Source organism: Prevotella sp. P6B4 (genome assembly GCF_000619985.1).
In the GTDB taxonomy this organism is placed as follows: Bacteria; Bacteroidota; Bacteroidia; order Bacteroidales; family Bacteroidaceae; genus Prevotella.
Genome location: NZ_JHVE01000016.1, coordinates 46094 through 69014, shown reverse-complemented (window position 1 = coordinate 69014; position 22921 = coordinate 46094). Strand labels below are relative to the sequence as shown.

General features: G+C 48.7%; 21 protein-coding genes. 12 read left to right on the top strand and 9 right to left on the bottom strand.

The features are described from left to right. Window positions 1-84: 84 nt before the first annotated feature. The 3 genes from T491_RS0111140 to T491_RS0111130 are packed head-to-tail and all read left to right on the top strand — an operon-like array spanning window position 85 to window position 2707. The gene (locus T491_RS0111140) at window positions 85-924 is read left to right on the top strand and encodes a DUF4348 domain-containing protein (RefSeq protein ID WP_028903958.1); all 840 of its coding nucleotides are present in this window, start codon (window positions 85-87) and stop codon (window positions 922-924) included. A gap of 23 nt (window positions 925-947) precedes the next feature. After that, window positions 948-1949, top strand: a complete 1002-nt coding sequence (murB, locus tag T491_RS0111135) for a UDP-N-acetylmuramate dehydrogenase (RefSeq protein WP_028903957.1) — start codon at window positions 948-950, stop codon at window positions 1947-1949. Continuing rightward, the gene (locus T491_RS0111130) at window positions 1946-2707 is read left to right on the top strand and encodes an MBL fold metallo-hydrolase (RefSeq protein WP_028903956.1); all 762 of its coding nucleotides are present in this window, start codon (window positions 1946-1948) and stop codon (window positions 2705-2707) included. Before murB ends, T491_RS0111130 begins: the two co-directional genes overlap by 4 nt. 165 nt (window positions 2708-2872) lie before the next feature. Here the strand turns inward: T491_RS0111130 and T491_RS0111125 are convergent, their stop codons facing one another. Genes T491_RS0111125 through T491_RS0111115 form a run of 3 tightly spaced genes read right to left on the bottom strand, consistent with a single transcriptional unit; the run spans window position 2873 to window position 3732 of the window. Beyond that, window positions 2873-3157: a hypothetical protein gene (locus T491_RS0111125; protein ID WP_028903955.1), complete on the bottom strand. Its 285-nt coding sequence runs from the start codon at window positions 3155-3157 to the stop codon at window positions 2873-2875. A gap of 5 nt (window positions 3158-3162) precedes the next feature. Continuing rightward, window positions 3163-3513, bottom strand: a complete 351-nt coding sequence (locus T491_RS0111120) for a phage holin family protein (RefSeq protein WP_028903954.1) — start codon at window positions 3511-3513, stop codon at window positions 3163-3165. Between the two features lie 3 nt (window positions 3514-3516). Then, a complete protein-coding gene (locus tag T491_RS0111115) occupies window positions 3517-3732 on the bottom strand; it encodes a YtxH domain-containing protein (RefSeq protein ID WP_028903953.1) in 216 nt (71 codons plus the stop codon). Window positions 3733-3963: 231 nt separating this feature from the next. Between T491_RS0111115 and T491_RS0111110 the strand changes: the two genes are divergently transcribed. The 8 genes from T491_RS0111110 (at window position 3964) to rplT (ending at window position 10958) form a co-directional block, all read left to right on the top strand. After that, a complete protein-coding gene (locus tag T491_RS0111110; protein ID WP_028903952.1) occupies window positions 3964-4458 on the top strand; it encodes an SPOR domain-containing protein in 495 nt (164 codons plus the stop codon). A gap of 9 nt (window positions 4459-4467) precedes the next feature. Further along, the gene (ruvX, locus tag T491_RS0111105) at window positions 4468-4881 is read left to right on the top strand and encodes a Holliday junction resolvase RuvX (RefSeq protein WP_028903951.1); all 414 of its coding nucleotides are present in this window, start codon (window positions 4468-4470) and stop codon (window positions 4879-4881) included. 31 nt (window positions 4882-4912) lie between these two features. Next, a complete protein-coding gene (gene def, locus T491_RS0111100; RefSeq protein WP_028903950.1) occupies window positions 4913-5473 on the top strand; it encodes a peptide deformylase in 561 nt (186 codons plus the stop codon). 30 nt (window positions 5474-5503) lie between these two features. Next, a complete protein-coding gene (locus T491_RS0111095) occupies window positions 5504-7480 on the top strand; it encodes a tetratricopeptide repeat protein (RefSeq protein ID WP_033147196.1) in 1977 nt (658 codons plus the stop codon). 85 nt (window positions 7481-7565) lie between these two features. Further along, the gene (thrS, locus tag T491_RS0111090) at window positions 7566-9509 is read left to right on the top strand and encodes a threonine--tRNA ligase (RefSeq protein ID WP_028903948.1); all 1944 of its coding nucleotides are present in this window, start codon (window positions 7566-7568) and stop codon (window positions 9507-9509) included. 100 nt (window positions 9510-9609) lie between these two features. Then, the gene (infC, locus tag T491_RS0111085; protein ID WP_028903947.1) at window positions 9610-10311 is read left to right on the top strand and encodes a translation initiation factor IF-3; all 702 of its coding nucleotides are present in this window, start codon (window positions 9610-9612) and stop codon (window positions 10309-10311) included. Window positions 10312-10381: 70 nt separating this feature from the next. After that, window positions 10382-10579: a 50S ribosomal protein L35 gene (gene rpmI / locus T491_RS0111080; protein ID WP_028903946.1), complete on the top strand. Its 198-nt coding sequence runs from the start codon at window positions 10382-10384 to the stop codon at window positions 10577-10579. Window positions 10580-10613: 34 nt separating this feature from the next. Further along, the gene (gene rplT, locus T491_RS0111075; RefSeq protein ID WP_013064385.1) at window positions 10614-10958 is read left to right on the top strand and encodes a 50S ribosomal protein L20; all 345 of its coding nucleotides are present in this window, start codon (window positions 10614-10616) and stop codon (window positions 10956-10958) included. 182 nt (window positions 10959-11140) lie between these two features. Here the strand turns inward: rplT and T491_RS16360 are convergent, their stop codons facing one another. The 3 genes from T491_RS16360 to T491_RS16355 are packed head-to-tail and all read right to left on the bottom strand — an operon-like array spanning window position 11141 to window position 16944. Beyond that, window positions 11141-13069 carry a caspase family protein gene (locus tag T491_RS16360; RefSeq protein WP_081773352.1) on the bottom strand — a complete coding sequence of 643 codons (1929 nt, stop codon included), beginning with the start codon at window positions 13067-13069 and terminating at the stop codon, window positions 11141-11143. A gap of 15 nt (window positions 13070-13084) precedes the next feature. Beyond that, window positions 13085-14842, bottom strand: a complete 1758-nt coding sequence (locus T491_RS0111065) for a hypothetical protein (RefSeq protein ID WP_028903945.1) — start codon at window positions 14840-14842, stop codon at window positions 13085-13087. A 41-nt stretch (window positions 14843-14883) separates the two neighbouring features. Continuing rightward, window positions 14884-16944 carry a WD40 repeat domain-containing protein gene (locus T491_RS16355; RefSeq protein ID WP_155950118.1) on the bottom strand — a complete coding sequence of 687 codons (2061 nt, stop codon included), beginning with the start codon at window positions 16942-16944 and terminating at the stop codon, window positions 14884-14886. Window positions 16945-17099: 155 nt separating this feature from the next. On the opposite strand from T491_RS16355, the gene T491_RS0111055 reads away from it, so the two are divergent. Then, window positions 17100-17969 carry a hypothetical protein gene (locus T491_RS0111055; protein WP_028903944.1) on the top strand — a complete coding sequence of 290 codons (870 nt, stop codon included), beginning with the start codon at window positions 17100-17102 and terminating at the stop codon, window positions 17967-17969. A gap of 43 nt (window positions 17970-18012) precedes the next feature. Here T491_RS0111055 and T491_RS0111050 read toward each other — a convergent pair whose 3' ends face one another. The 3 genes from T491_RS0111050 to T491_RS0111040 form a co-directional block, all read right to left on the bottom strand. Next, window positions 18013-18318: an STAS domain-containing protein gene (locus tag T491_RS0111050; RefSeq protein WP_028903943.1), complete on the bottom strand. Its 306-nt coding sequence runs from the start codon at window positions 18316-18318 to the stop codon at window positions 18013-18015. 2 nt (window positions 18319-18320) lie between these two features. Then, window positions 18321-20552 (bottom strand): SpoIIE family protein phosphatase, encoded by a 2232-nt coding sequence (locus tag T491_RS0111045; protein WP_028903942.1) that lies wholly within the window; start codon window positions 20550-20552, stop codon window positions 18321-18323. Window positions 20553-20653: 101 nt separating this feature from the next. Continuing rightward, the gene (locus T491_RS0111040; protein ID WP_028903941.1) at window positions 20654-22849 is read right to left on the bottom strand and encodes a Tex family protein; all 2196 of its coding nucleotides are present in this window, start codon (window positions 22847-22849) and stop codon (window positions 20654-20656) included. Window positions 22850-22921: the final 72 nt, after the last annotated feature.

Here is a 22921-nt window from a genome sequence, read left to right as displayed (position 1 = left end):
AAAAGGATGAAGAATTGAGAATATTTTGTACCTTTGCCGAAATTTTGAGAGAAATTAGAAAGATTAGGGTACTACATTAAGTAGATGAAAAGGTTTTTTATCGCGATTTTCGCAACGGTGCTGATGATGTTCTCATGCACAGGGAACAAAGCCAATCAGACGGAAGGAGTGCCAGCCGACAGTGTGGCTGACTCTACTGACACCACGGATGTTGACTCGATGGAGTTGCTGATTACAGAGACTCCGATGCCAAGGGCTGCTGATGCCATGTTTGACGATTTCTTGTTTAACTTCTTGGCCAATAAGAAGTTACAAAAAGAGCGTGTGGTGTTTCCACTCCGTGTGACTGAGGGAGATAAGATCACCAGAATCGAAAAGGACGACTGGAAAATGGAGCACTTGTTTATGCGTCAGGGGTATTACACCTTATTATTTAATGACGATAAGCAGATGCAGCTGATGAAGGATACCGCCGTGAACGAGGCCATCGTGGAGAAGATCCTGCTGGCTAAGAAGCAAATCAAGAATTATATCTTCCAGCGTATCAAAGGGGCATGGCTGTTGCGTGAAATCAAGGTGACGCCCATGCAGGGTGATGCCAATGCCTCGTTCCTGGCTTTCTACCAGCGTTTTGTGACTGATAGCGCCTTCCAGGTGAAGAGCCTGAGCGAGACCGTTGACTTTGTAGGACCTGATCCTGATGATGATTTCAATATGATGGAGGGTGTGATTACACCTGAGACGTGGGAGGCTTTTGCACCCACGCTACCACAGAAAACACTCTATAATATCATCTATGGTAAGCCGCAGACTGAGGGTAATCAGAAGATATACCTGTTGAGAGGTGTGGCCAACGGATTTGAAATGGAGTTGCGCTTCAAGAAAGTGGGCGGCAGATGGCTGCTCAAGAAAATGATGACGTAGGAGTGAATAGTGATTAGTGAATAGTGAAGAGAGAAAACAATTATAGTCTGAAACAGCATAACACATTTGGCATAGAGGCTAAGTGTGCACAGTTTGTGGAGTACAGCTCTGAGGCTGAGGCCAAGGAGGTGGCTGAATGGCTCCGCACTTCGCGCGTACCTTTTATTATTATAGGTGGAGGTAGCAACCTGCTACTGACTTGCGACTACGAGGGTATCGTGGTCCACTCTGCCTGCAAGGGAATTGTTCGCAAAGGCAATCGTCTGGAGTGCGGAAGCGGCGAGGTGTTTGATGATGTGGTGGCCCAGAGCATCGAGATGGGCCTGTATGGTGCAGAGAACCTGTCGCTGATTCCTGGCGATGTGGGTGCAAGTGCTGTTCAGAATATCGGCGCCTATGGTGCTGAGGCCAAGGACCTGATTCGCAGCATCCGGGCTGTCGAGATTGCCACAGGAAACGTGTGTGTCATCGAGAATGCCGAATGCGAATATGGCTATCGTCAGAGCCGTTTCAAGCACGACTGGAAGAACCAGTATCTGATACTGAGCGTGGAATACGAGTTCTCTGAGACTTTTGAGCCTCGTTTGGATTATGGTAATATCCGTGCGGAGTTGGAGAAGGCGGGCATCGGCCAGCCATCTGCTCAGCAGCTACGTGATACGATTATCCATATCCGTGAGGCCAAATTGCCCGATCCTAAGGTGCTGGGCAATGCGGGCAGTTTCTTCATGAACCCCATTGTGAACCGCGAAAAATACGAAAGCTTAGCTGCTCAATATGCAGGTATGCCTCACTATGATATCGATGCCGATCACGTAAAGATTCCTGCAGGCTGGATGATCGACCAGTGCGGCTGGAAAGGTAAATCGTTAGGCAGGGCAGGCGTTCACGACAAACAGGCCTTGGTGCTGGTGAACAGAGGTGGTGCTACAGGCGAGGAGGTGGTGGCGCTGTGTCGTCAGATTCAGACCGACGTAAAAGCAAAATTTGGTATTGATATCTATCCGGAGGTGAACGTGATATGAAACTGACGTTTTTAGGCACAGGAACTTCGTGTGGTGTACCTGTTATAGGGTGCCAGTGCAAGGTCTGCCAGAGTGTCGACCCTAAGGATAAGCGTACACGCTGTTCGGCGCTTGTCGAAACCGAGTCGACGCGTATTCTGATTGATTGCGGACCGGATTTCCGTCAGCAGATATTGCCACAGCCCTTCCGTAAGATTGACGGTATATTGATTACCCATTCGCATTACGACCACATGGGAGGCATGGACGATATTCGTCCGTACTGCCAGTTCGGAGCCATTAATGTATATGCCGATCCGATTGCTAAAAAGGGGATGCTGGAGATGCTGCCTTACTGCTTTGCAGAGAACCGCTATCCTGGTGTGCCTGCTATCGGACTGCATGAGATTCTTCCCCATCACCCCTTGCAGATAGGTGATATGGAGGTGATGCCCATCCAGGTGATGCATGGCAAGTTGCCTATCTTGGGTTACAGGATTGGTAAACTGGCTTATATCACGGACATGAAGACCATTGATGAGGGGGAACTGCCCTATCTGGAAGGTACGGAATTATTGGTGGTCAATGCACTCCGTTTTGAAAAACCGCATCATTCCCACCAGCTGATGGATGATGCCATTGCCTTTGCCCGTAGGGTGGGGGCTAAGCGTACACTCATCATCCACGTGTGTCATGATGTAGGGCTTCACGAAGAGGTGAATCAGCGTTTGCCAGAGGGAATAGATCTGGCTTACGATGGACAAGAAATATATCTGTAATTATGTAAAATGCAAAGATTATTCATTAAAATACGTTAATAATAAACGCTATTTTAGGGAATGTTTTGCTGGTATCGAAAAAAATCGTACCTTTGCACCGTGTGTTTTTCATAGTATTAGATTTAAGGTTAACAAAAGGTTTGGGTCACAGCGGTGACCCTTTTTTTATAGCCATCTTCTGCGTTTGCCTTTTTCTTTTCCAAACAGCGAGCTGTAGCCTTTCATGAGTTTGCGTATCAGCAGAATAGCATCTACAGCCATAAAACCATTGCTTACCAAGCTGGCAATATAGTCGCCCTTTGAGGATTCCTCGCGCTTACGGAAAGTCTCATTCCAGAGTGAGGCCACCTTGTCTTTGTCGTGCTGAATCTCCTCCAGCAGTGCATCCTTACGCTCGCGAATCTCATCAAGCGTACCAAAGTCGTTAGTCGTCTTCTTATGATTCTGCATAGTCGTTATTTACTGAGTAGCAATCTGGCCAGGAATTTGACCAGCGGTTTCTCGATCCAGGGTTTGCGGAAGAAGAAAAAGAGGATGAAGAGCAGCAGATAGAGTAGCGAGATGATGAGGAAGGCGAGGGCCGTACCTGTAAATGTGGCCAGCCAGAAGGCGATGGCAAACGACAGGTAGGTCAGTACTGCAGCCAGCACCAGTATAAACACGATAGCCAAGGCGGCAGCTGTTAACAGGCGTACCACCTTGTCTATCATATCGAGCTTCACGTATTCAGTCTGGAGCCCGAGATAGTGTTTAAGCACCTCTATCAGCTGTGCTATGTTCTCAACGTTCTTATCGCTGGATAGCATGGGTTACTCCTCCTCAGCAGCTGCGTCCTGAATATCGTCAACAAGGTCGACTACTTCTTTGCGGCTCAGTTTGATATTGTGCTTCTTCATGAAGTCGTCCACAGCATCAGTGATTCTTACACGCGTGTCCTGTCCTTTCTCAGGAGCTACCAGGATACCAATAACTGCACCAGCGAGTGCACCACCAATAAATGCGCTAATGTAACCTAAACTTTTCATAATCTTCCTTTTAAGTTATTAATAATGTGTATTGATAATATATTCTTTTGCAAATATACAAAAGTTTTCGGTTGTAGTGCAAAAAACTGCCAATTTTTTTATAAAAAAGTTGTGTTTTCCTTGATTTAACAAACTTTATGCTGTATTTTGTCTTGATTTAGCGCAATAATTAGTAATTTCGCACACAAAATATAGAATTAATAATTTATTTGAAATAAAAACTTAGGAAAAATGAAGAAGTACACGGTATTATGCGCAGGTCTCTGCCTCGCATTCGCAATGACAAGTTGTAAGACAAGTGAGAGCGCCTATAAGAAGGCTTACGAGAAGGCAAAGCAGTATGACACCGCTCAGCCAGCAGCTCAGACAACTGTTGAGACTGCTCCTGTTGTGGCTCCTGTACAGGCTAAGCCTGCTACTGATACTCAGGTGGTTGACAATCTCGATAATGTGTCTGTACGTCAGGAGAGCGTATCGCTGGTTAGCGGTAGCGGTCTGAAGGCTTTCAGCGTGGTTGTAGGCTCGTTTGGCGTTCGTGCTAATGCTGAGGGCTTGATGCAGCGCCTGAAGAATGCTGGCTATGATGCTCAGGTGGTTAAGAACGAGGAGAAGAATATGTTCCGCGTTGTTGCCTCTACCTTTGCCGATAAGGCTTCAGCAGTTTCAAGCCGCGATCAGATTCGTGCATCATATCCTGATGCTTGGTTGCTTTATAACGCTCGTTAATTAGCAACTTTGGCTCGTATTCTTTCTATCGATTACGGTAAGAAGCGCACCGGATTAGCAGTCACCGATCCTCTGCAGATCATCGCTGGAGGATTGGCGACTGTTGCTACATCTGAGCTCTTCGACTACCTGACGGCCTATATCGCCCGCGAACAGGTAGAGTTGATAGTGATTGGCGAACCTCGTCAGCCTAATGGTGAGCCCAGTGAGAATCTGGCGCGCGTCCAGCAGTTCGTGAACCGTTGGCGCAAGGCTGTACCGCAGGTGCCCATTCAGTATTACGACGAGCGCTTCACCTCTGTGTTGGCCCATCAGGTCATGCTGGATGGAGGTTTGAAGAAGAAAGCCCGTCAGAACAAAGGACTGGTGGACGAGATTTCGGCAACCATCATCCTCGAAGATTATCTTCGCTCTAAGAAATAATTTATAAACACTTAATATAATATAGTTGTAAATGGTACTTCCTATTTATATATTTGGTCAGCCTGTACTTCGTAAGGTGGCTGAAGATATTACGCCCGATTATCCCCAGCTGAAGGATCTGATTGGTGATATGTGGGAGACTCTGGCCGAATCGGAGGGTATTGGATTGGCTGCCCCACAGATTGGTAAGCCCATCCGTCTGGTGGTTATCGACCTCGATGTACTTGCCGACGATATGCCTGAGTATAAAGGTTTTAAGCAGGTGTATATCAATGCTCATATCGTAGAGTATGATGAGTCGAATACCGATGTGTCGGAAGAGGGATGTCTCTCTATTCCTGCCATCCATGAGAAGGTGACTCGTCCAACCCGCATCCATGTGGAGTGGGATGATGAGAACTTTGAGCACCACGACGAATGGGTTGAAGGCTATCTGGCCCGTGTGATGCAGCATGAGTTCGATCATCTGGACGGTAAGATGTTTGTTGACCGCATTTCACAGCTTCGCAAACAGCTCATCAAGAGTAAGTTGCGCGCTCTGACTCAGGGACGCTTCCGCTGTGGTTATAAGACCAAAGTGGTGAGAAAGTAAAAGAGTGAATAGTGAAAAGTGGAGGGTAATATGAGACGTTTGAGAGGATGGAACAGATTGCTGGTGTTGTTATTCACTATTCACTGTTCACTATTCACTGCATTTGCGCAGTTTAATACCGATCGCCTGGTGATGATAGGGCGGTCGGCACTTTATTACGAGGACTATGTACTGTCTATCCAGTACTTTAATCAGGCCATCAGCATGAAGCCCTGGCTCTATGAGCCTTGGTTCTTTCGTGGGGTGGCCAAGTTTTATTTGGATGATTTCCGTGGGGCGGAGAGCGACTGCTCTGAGGCGATAGAGCGCAATCCCTATGTGGTGAGCGCCTATGAGTTGCGTGGCCTCTGTCGCATCAATCAGAAGAAATACAGTGAGGCTGTGCATGATTATGACCGTGCGCTTCGCTATGATCCTGACAACCAGGGACTCTGGCATAACCGTGTGCTCTGTCTGATTCAGGATAAGAAATACGATTTGGCTTTGGCGCAGATTGATACTATTTCAGCCCGTTGGTCGAAATATGCGCGTGCCTACTCGATGCAGGCCGAAATTTATCTGTTGCAGCAGGATACTACTAAGGCTGTGAGATCGCTCGACAAGAGTCTGGAACTTGATCCTTACGATGGCGGCATCTGGGCCGAGAGGGCTGTGATCAGTCTGGCACGCCAGAAGTGGAAGGAAGGCGAGGAGTTCCTCACCAAGAGTATCCACCTGTTGCCCAAACAATCCGGCAACTATATCAACCGTGCTCTGGCGCGATTCAATCAGAACAACCTGCGTGGGGCGATGGCGGATTACGATACAGCCCTCGATCTCGACCCCAATAATTTCTTAGGTCATTATAACCGTGGACTGCTGCGTGCCCAGGTGGGTGATGACAACCGCGGTATTGAGGACTTCGATTTCGTTTTGAAACTGGAGCCCGACAACCTGATGGCACTCTTTAATCGTGCCTTACTGTTGGAACAGACGGGCAATTTACGGGCAGCCATCCGCGACTATTCCAAGGTGATTGAGGAATATCCCAACTTCTGGTTCGGACTCCAGCATCGTGCCTCTTGTTATCGCCGTTTGGGAAACACCAAACAGGCAGAGCTGGATGAGTTCCGCATCCTGAAAGCCCAGATCGACAAGCGCTATGGCAAACAGCCGCGACTCACCAAGAAGCAGATGCGTAAGCGTAGCGATATCGATCCTGACAAGTATAACCAGTTGGTGGTGGCCGACGAGCAGGAAGTGGAGCACGAGTATAAGAGCGACTATCGTGGACGCGTGCAGAACCGCAAGGCTGAGGTAAACCTGCTGCCTATGTATGGTCTCACATTCGTCCAGCCACAAAACAATGTCAAGGTGGAAACGCCTTTCGAGAACTCTGTCGATGCCTTCAATCAGACCTCGGGTTCGCATACCGTCTATCTCTCGTGCGAGCAGCGTAATCTGAGCGAGAGCAGCATGAAGCAGACTTTCGAGTATATCGACTCGCTAAGTAATCTGATCGATCAGACCAAGATTACAGCCAAGGTGGCACCCTTGTTGTTGCTGCGTGCCGTGGCCTATGGCTCAATCCAGAACTTTGACAATGCCATCGACGACCTGAGCATCTGCTTGCAGATAGATTCCACCTCGTCGTTAGCCTACTGGCAGCGCGCCGTTTGTCAGGCAAAGATCAATGAATTCAATGCCTCTGAGGGTACTAATATCGACCTCAAGTCGGCTAATGTACTTGGCGACCTTTCCGATGCCATCGCCTTGACGCCCCGGAATGCCTACCTATATTATAATAGAGGTAATCTGTATGCTATGCGTCGCGATTATCAGCGCGCCATTGCCGATTACTCTAAAGCTATAGATATGAATCAGGATCTGGCTGAGGCGTGGTTCAATCGCGGTTTGGTTAAGATTTATGCCAAACATGTGGCTGAAGGTATCGAGGATTTGTCGAAAGCAGGCGAGTTAGGCCTCTATCAGGCTTATAGTGTCATCAAAAAGTATCGCGAAAAGTAAATTTTTGGCTAAATATGCTATATTTAGGAATAAAAACACTATCTTTGCACGCAATTTCAAAATTCAAACATATATTGTAGATATGATGATTAACATTACATTCCCAGACGGATCTGTTCGTTCGTATGAGCAGGGCGTAACTGGTTTCCAGATTGCAGAGAGCATCTCTCCAGCTCTCGCACGCAGCGTTGTAAGCTGTGGAGTAAACGGTGAGACAGTAGAGCTGAACCGTCCTATTAACGAGGACGCCACTATCGCGCTCTACAAGTTTGACGACGAGCAGGGTAAGCATACCTTCTGGCACACATCGGCCCACTTGCTGGCCGAGGCTCTGCAGGAGTTGTATCCTGGCATTCAGTTCGGTTTCGGACCTGCTGTCGAGAATGGTTTCTTCTATGATGTGCTGCTGAAGGATGGCGAGAGCATCAAGGAGAGCGATTTCCCAAAGATTGAGGCTAAGATGAAGGAACTGGCTGGTAAGAAAGAGCCTGTTGTTCGTCGTGAGGTACCCAAGGCCGAGGCCCTGAAGCAGTTTGCTGAGTGGGGACAGACCTATAAGTGCGAGCACATCGAGCAGGATCTTGAAGACGGTTCTATCACCACCTATACCCAGGGTAATTTCACCGACCTGTGCCGTGGTCCACACCTCGTGGATACAGGCGAGATCAAGGCTGTTAAGCTGACAAGCGTTGCCGGTGCTTTCTGGCGTGGCGATGCTAACCGCGAGCAGATGCAGCGCTTGTACGGTATCTCATTCCCCAAGAAGAAGATGCTCGACGAGTATCTCGAGATGCTGGAGGAGGCTAAGAAGCGCGACCACCGTAAGATTGGTAAGGAGATGGAACTCTTTATGTTCTCAGAGAAGGTAGGTAAGGGTCTGCCCATCTGGTTGCCAAAGGGTACTGAGCTCCGTCTGCGCCTGCAGGATCACCTGCGCAAGGTTCAGAAGCGTTTCGGTTATCAGGAGGTTATCACTCCACATATCGGTTCTAAGAATCTCTACGTTACCTCTGGTCACTATGCACACTATGGCAAGGATTCATTCCAGCCTATCCATACCCCTGAGGAGGACGAGGAGTACATGCTGAAGCCCATGAACTGTCCTCATCACTGCGAGATTTTCGCTTGGAAGCCCCGTTCATACCGTGACCTGCCTCTGCGTATTGCTGAGTTCGGTACTGTATATCGCTACGAGCAGAGTGGTGAGTTGCACGGACTGACTCGTGTACGTTCGTTCACACAGGATGATGCCCACCTGTTCTGTCGTCCCGACCAGGTTAAGCAGGAGTTCCTCAACGTGATGGATATCATCGGCATCGTGCTCACTGCCTTCGGATTCAACTTCGAGGCTCAGATTTCTCTGCGCGATCCTAACGACCACGAGAAGTACGTTGGTACTGATGAGGACTGGGCACTGGCTGAGAAGGCTATTGTTGAGGCTTGTCAGGAGAAGGGCCTGCCCGCAAAGGTAGAATACGGCGAGGCTGCTTTCTATGGTCCAAAGCTCGACTTCATGATTAAGGACGCTATCGGTCGTCGCTGGCAGCTGGGTACTATCCAGGTTGACTACAACCTGCCTAAGCGCTTCAACCTCGAGTACACCGATGAGGACAACCAGAAGAAGACACCTGTTATGATTCACCGTGCACCATTTGGATCAATGGAGCGTTTCTGCGCTGTGCTGATCGAGCACACCAGTGGTCACTTCCCCCTGTGGCTGACACCTGATCAGGTGGCTATCCTGCCTCTGTCGGAGAAGTACAACGACTATGCTCAGGAGGTTGCCAAGAAGTTCGATATGGGTGGCGTCCGTGCTACTGTCGATATGCGTAACGAGAAGCTGGGTCGTAAGATTCGCGATAACGAGCTGAAGCGTATTCCTTACATGGTTATCGTAGGCGAGAAGGAAGCTGCCGAGGGTACTGTAGCTGTTCGTCCTCAGGGCGGTGGCGAGCAGAGCGTGAAGACCATTCAGGAGTTCATCGACGAGGTGAACGCTCGTGTGGCCGAGATGACAAAAGACTTCTAATGTTAAATATTTATAAAAGATATCATAAAGTTAATATTTCGGAGGTCAAAGTTCAAGGAAAATTAGTAATTTTGCAGCCGATTTTCATAAAAAGTAGTTAATGAAGAATGACAAATTGAAGAATCAGTACCGTATCAACGAACAGATTCGAGTACGTGAAGTCCGCATCGTAGGCGACGAGGGATCGTCGGTAATGTCTACGCGTGATGCACTCAACCAGGCCCGTGACATGGGAGTAGATCTCGTGGAAATCTCGCCCAATGCCAATCCGCCTGTATGTCGTCTCATCGACTACTCTAAGTTCCTCTACCAGCAGAAGAAGCGCCAGAAGGAAATGAAGGCCAAGCAGGTAAAGGTGGAGGTAAAGGAAATCCGATTCGGACCTCAGACCGATGAGCACGACTATCAGTTCAAACTGAAGCACGCTCGCGAATTCCTCGAGGAGGGCAACAAGGTACGTGCCTACGTATTCTTCCGTGGTCGCTCCATCCTGTTCAAGGAGCAGGGCGAGGTTCTGCTGCTCCGTTTTGCCAACGACCTCGAAGAGGTAGGAAAGGTAGAGGGTATGCCATCGCTCGAAGGCAAGAAGATGTTCCTCTATCTGGCTCCCAAGAAGGCTGGTTCAGCCAAGAAGTCGCAGCAGGCCCGCGACCGTGAGGCTGCTCAGGCCGAAGCAAAGGAGCAGGCTAAACAGCAGAAGGAGGCCGAAGAGCAGCAGGTTCCAGCTAATGGAGGTCTGTTTGCCAATGCCAAAATCAGTGCAGAGGCGCTGCAGAAGTTGCAGGATACTGATAAAGAGTAAAAAAAGAAGGTGGCGCGCCCGGTATATGCGTTGCCGCTGGATATTAATAACAATTTAAATTTTTAAAACAATGCCAAAAGTAAAGACAAACTCTGGTGCTAAGAAGAGATTCACTTTCACCGGAACAGGTAAGGTAAAGAGACGTCATGCCTTCCACAGTCACATTCTGACTAAGAAGACCAAGAAGCAGAAGCGCAACTTGGTAGGTACAACTATCGTTGACAACAGCAACATGAAGCAGGTTCGCGATCTGTTGTGTCTCCGTTAAACCTATTGTCTAACATTTTAAAGTAAGAAGAATTATGCCAAGATCAGTAAATCACGTTGCATCAAGAGCAAAGCGTAAGAGAATTTTGAAGCTTACCCGCGGCTACTTCGGAGCTCGCAAGAATGTTTGGACAGTAGCTAAGAACACATGGGAGAAGGGTTTGACCTATGCCTATCGTGATCGTCGTAACAAGAAGCGTAACTTCCGCAGCCTGTGGATCCAGCGTATCAACGCTGCCGCTCGCCAGGAGGGTATGAGCTACTCAGTTCTGATGGGTAACCTCGCCAAGGCAGGTATCGAGATCAACCGTAAGGTTCTCGCTGACCTCGCTATGAACAATCCCGAGGCTTTCAAGGCCATCGTAGAGAAGGTGAAGTAAATAACGACTTACCAGTCTTAAGAATAGAGCGATCTGCCACTAGCAGACCGCTCTTTTTTTCTAAGTACTTTTCACTTGCAAAGTAGTTAGCACGCAATAATTCTTTAGGTACTTTGCAAAAAAAACAAATTACGGGATTTATCATGAAATAAGCAGGCTGATGTGCCTGCTTATTTCTTAGTTTATTTGTTGAGTTTGATGTTTCGCCAATCGCCTGTCAGATCGGAAGAACAGGTAACGGTAGGCGTTTGAAGCTTGCGGTTCAGCACAACCGACTTCTGTTTGACATTGTCGATGATATACTGTCCCAAATCGCCTAAGGATACATTACCCTTCGTGCTCTGCAACTTCTTCAGCAGGTAGTAGGTAAACATACCGTGGCCCTGATCCTTGTAAGGGAATGCAGTCTGGTCATCGCTGGCTGCACTGAATACAATCAGGTTGCCGGTAGGACGCTCCTGGCGGGCTACGAGTGCCACACCACGGGCATTGGCCATCAGGGTGCCGCCTTCGCCTGTAGAGCCGCTAAAGCAGGCATCCAGGAATACGACTACCTGTTTGGCGCCCAAAGCAGAAAGTTCACCGTAGAGCTTCTTCAGCGGATAGCAGGCTTCGGTCTGAGAGCCGTCGGCATCGATAGGCAACAGGAAGGCATCACGACTAGACTCGTTGGGAATACCATGGCCGGCATAATAGAATATCACGCGGATATCATTATAGGCACTGGCGATATTGGTGATGTCCTGTATCGCACGGATCATGACACCATAGGTGGCATTAGGATACTGGCGGATATTCTCCTTGGGCAGACCCAGAGTCTGTTCGCAGTACTGAGCGAAAACTTTGCCGTCATTGCCAGCCATGGGCACAGGAGGCACGGCGGTGTAGTCCTCGTTGGCAATGATGACAGCAAACGTCTTATCATTATTGCCCTTGCTCTTAGGAATGTTCACATCGACATCAGATACACCGACAACCACTTCCTTCTTACCGATCTTGGTCTTGTTCTCACTGCCTTTCGAATTAGCCAGCATGCTATAGTCGATTTCGGTGAAGTTGGCATTGATCTGTGTCTCGTTGTAGGCCAGCGCCTTCTGGTTGCTGTAGGTGTAGATCTTACCTGCGGGGGTAGAGAAGGTGAGACCTGCCAACGCCAGCTTTCGGTTGGAGATGACGAAGTTCTGATTGTACACTTTCACATTGTTCCAGTTATCGGCAAAGTCGCGTGCCTCGTTGTTGCTGCGTGGTACGTTCAGCACGATATCGCCGTAGGGGCTCTCGATGAGGAACGACTGGTTCTCGGCGTCATAGGGCTTGATCTTCAGGTCCTGTACGCCCATCTGCTTGGCAAAACGCTGCACGTATTCGTCCATCAGGATTTTCTGCAGGTCTTCCTGCTTTTTCTTGGCGGTCGTCTCATTCACGCGGAGTTTGTATTCATCAATAGTCTCGTAGGGGTCTTTCACCTTCCACTCGTTCATGCTCTTTTCGATGGATGCCTTGGCAAACACATCGAAGTCGGGCACACCTTTATAGATATCGACAAACTCCTCCTCGCTCTTCTTGCGCTGTGCGACGATACCCTCAGCTTCTTTCAGGAACTGAAGTACGCGTGGATGCTTAGATACATCCGTCACGTCCATATACTCCTTCAGGTATAGGATGGCGTCATCGTACTGTTCGGCATTGTAGGTACGGGCGGCTACGAAGTACACTAACTGCGGATAGTAGCTGTCCTTGCGCAGGCCCTCGGTCTGCATCTCCTTCATCATGGCCACGCCGATAGCTGTCTTGGCGAATGCCATAGCCAGCGAATCCTTATGCACCTGTGAGCAGTGGCCTGCTCCACCTTTCAGAAAGGGGTAGAGTGACGTCAGAACCGATTTGCACTTGTCGTAACCATCCACACCGCTGGGGGTAGCTGTCAGAATGGTCTTGTACACCTTAGTGCACTCCAACGCCTTCACGTAGATCTGCTCTTTCGTGAACGACGTGTCGGCACGCATAAACATAAATTGTTTGTACATCGCGTCAGCATCTGTCATCGTCTGCGCTCGGGCAGACCATGAACAGATGGTTAGCATCGCGATATAAAAGATTCTTTTTCTCATAATCAATGTGATTTGTTAGAATGCATCGATAAATGTGTACTGCACATGGATGCGACGGAACTTACTTCCTTTCTGAGTGGATACCTCGATCAGGTAGTTATAGTCGCGCTGCATCTTCTTGATGGCAGTAATCTCCTTCTCAATCCAGTCCTTGACGCCGAGTGCACGGGCGAAAGCCAGCTGCTCGTTGGTGGCTATGCCTTCCTCGCGAGTCAGCGACAGCTTCATGGGTTGGCCGTTCTTGTAAACGGTCTGATCATGATATTCGCCATACTGTGCGTTGTAGACTATCGGACGTACGATGGGGGAGGCATCGGCTGTACCGGTAATCTTGACGATGACCTGTTTGCCCTCGGCCAGATATTGGCTGAAGTCCTGTTCGAAGGCCTTCTTCATGATCTGTAGCATCAGAACGGCTGCCTTCGACTCTGTGGTTACATAGTGACCGGGCTTGAAGTCATCGCGGGCAGAGAACTGCTCTTCTACCTCGTAGGTCAGACCTACGTTATAGTTGATGATGCTGTGACCGGCAGCGTCTTTGGCTGGTTCTACATTTGAGTTGACAGAGATGTGGGTGTGATCGGTGATCACCTTATCGTCCTTGGCCAGATTAACCATGTTGTCCATGATGGCTGCAAGATTGGTTTCCTTCATCTGTGTCTCGCTCAGTACATTCAGAGGCAGGTAGTTCGTGTCGTTCCTAATCTCATTAAGCGACATCTTCTGCAGATTATCAAAGGTGTAGGACTTGCCTGTGGCAGGGTTATACACCTCGGCATACACGAGCTCGAAGCTATCATCGGGATGCAACGTGTACTTGGGGTTGCGCAATTGGAGATTGCTGGCACCATAGAGCGATGCTGCCTCTTTCTCATCCATATCCAGGAAGAAATCGGGCATGGATGTGGCGTGAACAGCCAGTTTCTTCAGTACGGGGTTATAGTCGCCGAAGCTAATCTCGGTAGGCTGCAACATGTTGGTAGCCATCTTGGTAGAGATCTCGTATTCCAATTGACGGGCCTGAGCGGCACGCGCCTCATCGCTGGTACGCAGTTGGTATTCCTCCAAGGTCTCGTTAGGCATCTGCTGGAGCCAGGTGTCCAGCTGCTCTTTCAGGGTGTTGGTCATCATCTGATAGTTGGTCAGCGTGGGTTGAACGGCTTCAACAATCTTGGTGGCTGGTGCGTTATACTTGTGGCCGAAACGATAGTTGATACCCAGCAGGGCTACAAGTCCTTTTTCGTCCTGGTAGCATGTGCCTTTAGAGTGGCTTGCCATATTGTTGGCGCTCACTTCAAGTGAGAGACCGATGCGCTCAGAGAGTGTCTGGTCGGCACGCAGACCTACGCGTAGGTTCAGCGAGGCGTTGTGCTTCCATTTGTCTTCAGGTGTTTCGCGGTCGAAGGTATAAGTCATACCGAGGCCGCCAATTAAGTAGAGATTCAGTGGGCGAACGGTATTGCGTGAAAAAATGTGGGTGACATTCAGCAACATATCGGCGTTGGTGTTCACGTAATTGAAGTCGTATGATGGACTTGACTTGGCTTTCCAACCGCTGAAATGCAGGCGGAAACCAATAGGCTGTGACATATAACCATAGGACAATGCTACCGTGGGTGAGGTGAGCTTGAATAGTTTATAGTCACCAAAAGTACTACGAACGCCACCTTGGGCTTCGATGAAGTGATACGACTGCAGTTGGCTTGCATCCTGAGCCATGGCATTTGCTGCCATGGCCATCAGGATTGTTGCTATGAATACTTTCTTTTTCATACAATAGTTCAATAAACAGTTCTGGTTTGGTTTTGTTTTGTTTAGAAGGCATCGATGAAGGTGCAGAGTACGCTGATGCGGCGATACTTACTGCCTTCCTGCTTAGATACCTCGATGTGATATTCATAATCGCGGTTCATCTTCTCGAACGAGGAGAGCTCCTTCTCCATATAGTGCTTTACGCCGATTGCACGGGCAAATGCCAACTGGTCGTTGGTAGCGATACCTTCCTTCTTGTTCAGGCTGACATTGTTCAGCTCGCCGTCTTTGTAAACAGGCTCCTGGTCGAACTCTCCGTAGCGACCGTCGTAGGCAATGGCACGAGCGATAGGAGAGGCGTCGGCTGTACCCTTGATGGCAATCTTGACGCGCTTGCCTTCGACAGCGTACTTGGCAAAGTCGTTCTCAAAGGCTTTCTTCATAATCTTCAGCATCGACATGGCAGCACCCGATTCCTCGGTGTTGTAACGACCGGGCTTGAAGTCGTCGCGAGCCGAGAATGCCTCTTCCACCTCGTAGGTAAACTGTACGTTGTAGTTGATGATGTTCTTACCATCGGCATCCACAGCAGGCTCTGCGTTAGCATTTACAGAGATGTGGGTCTTGTCAGAGATGGTCTGCTCCTGAATAGCCTGACTGATAATGTCTTCCTTGATACCTTCAAGTGCGGTCTCCTCCATATTTGTGGCACGGATTACCTCCAGTGGTACAAAGTTGGCATTCTCGTTCATCTTGGCCAGATTCTGGCGCTCCAGGTTATCGAAGATATAGGTCTTGCCGTTGGTGGGGTTATAGATCTCGGCATATACCATCTCAAACTTATCGTCAGGGTTCAGACCGTACTTAACGTTCTTGAACTGCAGCTTGGCATTGGGATCGAACTCGCCCAGCTCGTTGAACGGTACATCGAGGAATATGTCGGGCATTGAGCTGGAGTGCAGGGTCAGTTTCTTGGTGGTGGTGTTATAATCGCCTACCTGGAAATCGCTGGTCTCCAGAAGTCCTGCTGCCATCTTGGTGGCAAATTCGCGCTCAATCTCGCTTGCCATCTTGGCGCGTGTCTCATCGTTTACACGCTCGTTGTAAGCCTCGAGTGTCTCGCCTGGCATCTGCTTCATCCACTGATTCAGCTTTTCGTTCAACTCAATGCTCATCATCTTGTTCAGATAGGGTTTCATGCCTTCAACCTCACGGTAAACCAGTGCATTGTTGGAGTTGTAGATAACAAACGGCTTATTGTCGTTCTGGTTGAACACAAATCGTAGATCGCTGGTGCCACCTTCTGCATTCTCCAGGAAGATGCGCTCTGTGGGATCAAGCAGATTGATTGCCGAGATGCGTTTGTCGCTGTTCAGTACCAAGGCGTATTTACCATCGTGGTTAGCCTGTACGGCCAGTGCGCTACCCAAATCATCAATCGTAGCCTTTTGGTTGAATGTGGTGGTCTCGTAAATGGCCAATTTGCCATCGGCGGTCAGCACCATCAGCTTGCTGTTATTATCGCCGAATGCAAAATCATTGATGGGGCTATTGCAGGTAATAGTCTTGCGTACAGTGCCTCTCTCTGCATTCCATACCTCTAAAGTCTTGCCATTGCTACATGCTAAGAAATAGTTATTGCCGCTGAATAACATCTTCTGTGGCACGATGGATGAGCCGAAGGTCTTGATGACCTGTTTGCCACGTGGATCATAGAATCGGATTTGTCTGTCGTTTGCTGCAACAGCCAGTTGCTTGGCATCGGGAGTATAGGCTAATGCCGTGATGTTGATGTCCTTCAACTTGATTTTTCCAATAGGTGTTTCTTGTTCGCTCAAGTTGTAGATTTCAGCATAAGTATAGCCTTTCTTAGTCTTCTGCAGACTGATAATAGAGCTATAAGCTGGATTGATACGCACAGACTTAACGGTATCGCTGGCACTATACAATTCGATGCCGCGATTGGCATATACAGCCTTACCATTGTAATAGAAAACTCCAAACGCGTGGTTGTCGAATCCCTGTGGGTATTGCTTTTGTTTCAACTCGCGCAGATTGTCCTGTGCCATACACATGCCTCCAGATAGGAGGGTCAAAACGAATAGTGAGATAATCTTTTTCATCGCTTATAACATTTATAGGTTCTAAGTTTTTATTTATTATCGCGACAAATATACAAAGAAATTGTTAAAAACAAACATTTAATAGAAAAAATTTGCACTATTGGCGAAATTTCTTTATTTTTGCAGCGTATTTATATAAAAAATGTGGTTTTATCATGAATAGAAGTATCATCTCAGTCGTTTTGTCTTTAGTTGCTTTCTGTGGTGCTTTTGCCCAGAAGTCGCTTACGGTGGATGCAGAGTACACCTATCGCGCCTCTGAAGATGTATCTTTGGGCCAAGCTAAGCAGACAGCCCTCGAACGTGCTAAAATTCAGGCTATTGCCGATGCCTTTGGTACCATTGTCAGTGAGACGAACTCAATGCGCATGTCGAATAAGAACGGGCGTAGTGATATTGATTTCCTGTCAATTTCAGGAAGCGATGTCAAGGGAGAGTGGATTGAGACCATTGGTCAGCCTCAGTATCAGATTAATTACGATGGCGAAACACTGGTGGTGACGGCCAAATGTAAGGGGCGTATTCGTGAGATTGTTGCCAATGGTGTTGATTTTCAGGCGAAGGTGCTACGTAACGGTACCGATGACCGTTCGGAGTCAGAGACTTTCTTTTCGGGCGATAACTTCTATGTCAGCTTCACGTCGCCTGTTGCCGGCTATGTTGCCATCTATCTGGTGGATGTAGGTAACATGGCTTGTTGCCTGTTGCCCTATCAGGCTCAGCAGGATGGTATCTATAGTGTAAAGGCCAATCAGCGCTATGTGTTCTTCAATGTGGATGAGGCTCTGCCAACAGAGAAACCCATTGTCGACCTTTATCGGATGACCACCCTGTTCCCTGTGGAGCAGAATCAGATCTATATCGTCTTCTCAACTCAGCCTTTTGTGAAGGCTGCCGATGCCGTTGGCAAGGGACAGCTACGCGAACTGAAGGGGGATGAGTTTCAGAAGTGGTTGGCAAAATGCCGCAAGCGCGACACCAATATGAGCGTCAAGATGATTCCAATAGCCATCAAGAAACAATAAGCAAATGAGGAGCCTCACCGAGGTTCCTCATTTGCTTTTGGTATCATTTAAATTTGAACAAGTGTACAAATCCTGTTGTCTTAAACACGTCGTAAACTTGAGGTTGCAGTCCTTGTATGTAGGGCTCATTGTGATTCGTCCAGCAATGCTGTACGATGTGCATCAGCAATCGTAAGCCGCTGGATGAGATGTATTCAAGTTTGCTGCAATCTATGACGACCTCGCAATCAAAGTAGTTGTACAGGGGTTGTACTTCTCTCTCTGCCACTTGAGACACTAAGGTATCCAAGCGTCCGTCCAATGTCAGGGTCACCTGACGCTCGTCAGTTTTTTCAATCTTAATATCCATTCTTATATTCTTACTTTTTTTGTTTTCAATTCCTTTCTCATGATTAGCACATTTTCATTATTTTTCCTTTCGTAGCTTATGCTGTCCATATAGTGACACATCAGGTGTATGCCCAGACCGCCTTCGCTGAGCTGCTTGACTTTCTGCTTTACGTCGTACTCTGTAGCCTTGGTGGCATCAAAGGGAATACCCTTGTCGCGAAGTATGAATGTCAGAAAACGGTCGTCGGCTATAGCCTCCAACAGAATGTCGGCTTGTTCACCATCGGTATAGGCGTATTTTATGATGTTGACAACTGCCTCTTCCACGGCCAGGGTGATGTGTGAGGCTGTAGCCATGTCGATATCCATGTCGCTGGTAATGCTGTTCATGAAGTCGGTCAGTTGCTTGACCTCGCTTAGGTCGTTGGCTATTGTCAGGGTTCGACGCAAAACCACATCGGTATCTACGTCTTTGTATTGAATAGCCAGCAGGGAGATGTCATCGCCCTGTGGGATCTCGCCCACAAAGGCGTGTTCTGCCAGGCTAATATGCTTCACAAGGTCGCGTGCGCTGAGATGCTGCTGTGCGCATTTGTTTGTTTCCTCGCGTAGGCGCTCTCTGCCCAACTGCTCGTGCTCTGATGTCTCGGCCTCGGTATAGCCGTCGGTATAGAGGAACAGCATGGTGTTGCAATCCATAGATACTGTTTGTTCGGAGTAATTCCAGTCGGTGCGAAGACCGAGTGGGATGTTGTTGTCCACGTTCATGAATTGTGCCTGTTGGCCAATCATGATAGGCGGTTCGTGCCCTGCGTTGGTGTAGTTAAGCTGACCTGTTGGCAGATCGAGTACGCCCATGAACAAGGTGACGAACATGAACGAGTCGTTGTTCTCACAAATCGTCTGGTTCATGCGGCTCACAATCTGTTGGGGATGGGTGTGTAACATCGATGCATTGCGGAACAGCGATATAGTCTCAGCCATCATCAATGCTGCTGGTACACCTTTGCCGCTCACATCGCCGATGCAGAAGAACAGTTTCTCGTCGCGTAGCAGAAAGTCGAACAGGTCGCCACCAACTTCTTTGGCTGTTACGATTTCGCCATAGATATCGATATCGGTACGCTCAGGGTAGGGGGGATATTTCTTAGGCAGCATTTGCTGCTGGATATGGCTGGCAATTTTCAGTTCCTGTTCGATGGCTGCTTTCTGGGCTGTGGTCTTCCTCAGTCGGTCGATATTCTTGAACAGTGCTCTGCTGAGGATGAATATGACGATAAGTCCGAAGAACATAACGGCCAGAATGATGGTACCAAGCAGATTGCCCTGATGATTAATGATGGCCTCGGGTACAACGATGACTACAGTCCAATCGGCATATTTTACAAATGAATAGAATAAGACCGATTTGATGCTGTCGTTCATCATCTTGCAGATGCCGCTCTCATGGTGCATCATACGGCGGGCTATGCCGTCGTCGATAGTGTCGGGAGAGGTTGCTGCTATATCCTGGAATTTCTTTTTCAGAATGCGGTTCTCATCGGGATGAATCAAGTAAGTGCCATCGTTGTCGATAACAAAACTGTATGACTGTTCTTTATACCCCTTTTCGAAACGCTGGTGGTTCTCGGCATCAATACGCTTGTGGCGTTGGCGTAGCCATTCCAGCGATACGTCGGCTCCCAACATGCCCACTTTACGTCCGTTGCCATCGTGAATGTGCGTCATGTAGGTGGTTGTCAGCTGCTGTGAAGCTGCTTGGTCGAAATAGGGAGGCGTCCAGTCGCCCTCTTTCTTCTCGTAAGCCGTTTTATACCAAGGATGCGTCAGGAAGTCAGGATGGTCCTCGTTCATCTGCTTGCCCCTGATGGTACCTGCGGAATCGCGCCAGGCATAGATCTCGAAGTAGTGGCCTTTCTGTGGGTAATAGTCTGGTTCGAAAATCAGGCGGCAACTCGACATATATTTGTTCAGCTTTATCATCTGTTCCAGATGTGCCTGGAGTTTGTCGGTGTTGTCGAGATCGTTCTCAATCACGCTGATATTGTTGATGGCAGCCACGTAAACGTCAGACAGCACACCACGAATCTTCTCGTTGGTATGCATCATGATACCCTCATACCGTGATTCTACTTCGTTGGTTGTTGAGTTGCGGGTAATGACAAAAACGATGGTCATAATGGTGGCCCACATAACCAGCAGAACCACCATGATAATCATACTCAGCTTGTATGCTAACGTCTTCTTTACCATCGTTTTGTAGATAGTTTGTATTTACGGGCACAAAGATACAAAAAAACTTCTAATACTTTGTGCTTTTTTGAAAAAAACTTATGTATGCAACTATATGGGCCTTAAACCCCTTTCATGGACAAAGAGATACGTTGGCGCCGATGGTCGACTTCGATGACCCGTACCTGAACGTGCTGATGGAGTTTGACTACGTCGAGTGGGTGGGCGATGCGCCGGTTGGCCATTTGTGAGATGTGGACAAGACCATCGTGATGGACACCGATATCAACAAAGGCTCCAAAGTTGGTGATGTTGGTAACGATGCCTGGCAGTATCATACCCTCGACAAGGTCGTCGATGGTTGAGACATTCTTGTCGAATTCGAAGGCTTCGAGGGCTTCGCGTGGATCACGACCTGGCTTTTCTAATTCGGCTAAGATGTCGTTGAGGGTTGGCATGCCGACATCGGGTGTGACGTAACGTGACAGTTGGATTGCCTCACGTTTCTCCTTGTGGCTAATCAGGTCGGCCACTGTACAGCCTTGGTCTTTGGCCATCTGTTCTACTAACTGATAGCGTTCGGGGTGTACAGCAGAATTGTCGAGCGGGTCCTTAGCGTTGCGGATGCGCAGAAATCCGGCACATTGTTGATAGGCTGAAGGCCCAAGACGCGGCACTTTGAGCAGTTGGGCACGTGAGGTGAATGCACCATGTTCGCGACGGTAATCTACAATGTTCTTTGCCAGTGTAGCGCCCAGTCCGCTGACGTACATCAGCAGATGTTGTGAAGCGGTGTTGAGGTCGACACCGACAGAGTTGACACAACTCTCGACAGTCTGGTCGAGCGAATGCTTAAGTTTGGATTGATCAACATCGTGCTGGTATTGGCCAACGCCGATGCTCTTTGGGTCGATTTTGACGAGTTCGGCCAGCGGGTCCATCAGTCTGCGGCCGATGGAGACGGCGCCACGTACGGTTACATCCTCGTTGGGAAACTCGTCGCGGGCCACTTTCGAGGCTGAATAAACTGAGGCACCGGCTTCGGAAACGACAAAGACCTGTGGGGTAGGGACTTCTGGGGCTCCTGATTTAGCTGTCGTGGCTTTCAAATCCGTGCCGACATTGTATTTATGAGCGAGCACATCCTTTACGAAGGTGTCGGTTTCGCGACTGGCAGTACCATTTCCTATAGAGATGGCCTCAATCTGAAATTTCTGTATCAGGCGCTGCAGGGTGATGGCTGCCTCGGTACGCTTGTTCACAGGCGGGTGAGGCATGATGACATCGTGGTGCAGCAGATTGCCTTGGGCGTCTAAACAAACCACCTTGCAGCCTGTGCGAAAACCAGGATCAATACCCATGACGCGTTTCTGACCTAATGGCGCACTGAGCAGCAGTTGACGTAGGTTCTCAGCAAAGACCCGGATGGCTTCTTCATCGGCCTTTTCCTTACTGAGGGTGGTAAACTCTGTCTCGATGGCGGGTTTGAGCAAACGCTTATACCCATCGTCGATGGCTTCGGCTACTAATTTTCCGCAAGCTGTGTTGCCATAGACATAGTGGCGTTTCAGACGTTCGCAAGCCTCTTGGTCGTCGGGCGATATGCTGATGCGCAAAAAGCCTTCGGCCTCGCCTCGACGCATGGCGAGCAGACGGTGGGATGAACAGCGTTTCAACGGTTCGCTCCAATCAAAGTAATCGCTGTATTTTGAGGCTTCTTCCGTATCGGCTTTGGCTTTTACTACTTTTGAGGAGATGATGGCCTGGCGGGTGAAGGCGTTACGCAGTTGCTGGCGTGAGCGCTCGTCCTCGCTCACCGTTTCGGCAATGATGTCTTGTGCTCCCTTGATTGCTTCTTCGACTGAAGCGACCGACTGGCCTACATAGCGCTCGGCTGCATGTTCTGGATCACGTTCGCGCTGTTTCATAATCAGAAGGGCTAACGGCTCCAGACCTTGTTCGCGAGCCACTTGGGCACGCGTACGGCGTTTGGGTTTGTATGGCAGGTAGATGTCCTCGAGTTCGGTGGCGTCCCAGCATTTGTCGATACGTTCCTGTAACTGAGGAGTCATCTTGTCGAGTTCGGTAATTGTTTTGACAACTGTTTCCTTGCGTTTCTGTATATCGAGCAATTTTTCATATCGATCGCTGATGGCTGCAATCTGTATCTCGTCGAGTCCGCCTGTTCGTTCCTTGCGATAACGGGCGATGAAGGGAATGGTGCACCCTTCGTCGATGAGCGCCAGTGTGCCGGCGACATATTTCTCACTGATGCCCAACTGTGTGGCAATAAGTAAGGGAAAAACGTTCTTTTGCATAAATATAAGTAGTAATTACGTTAATTTGTGTGCAAAAATAGTAATAAATCACGAGAAATATGTATTTTTGCA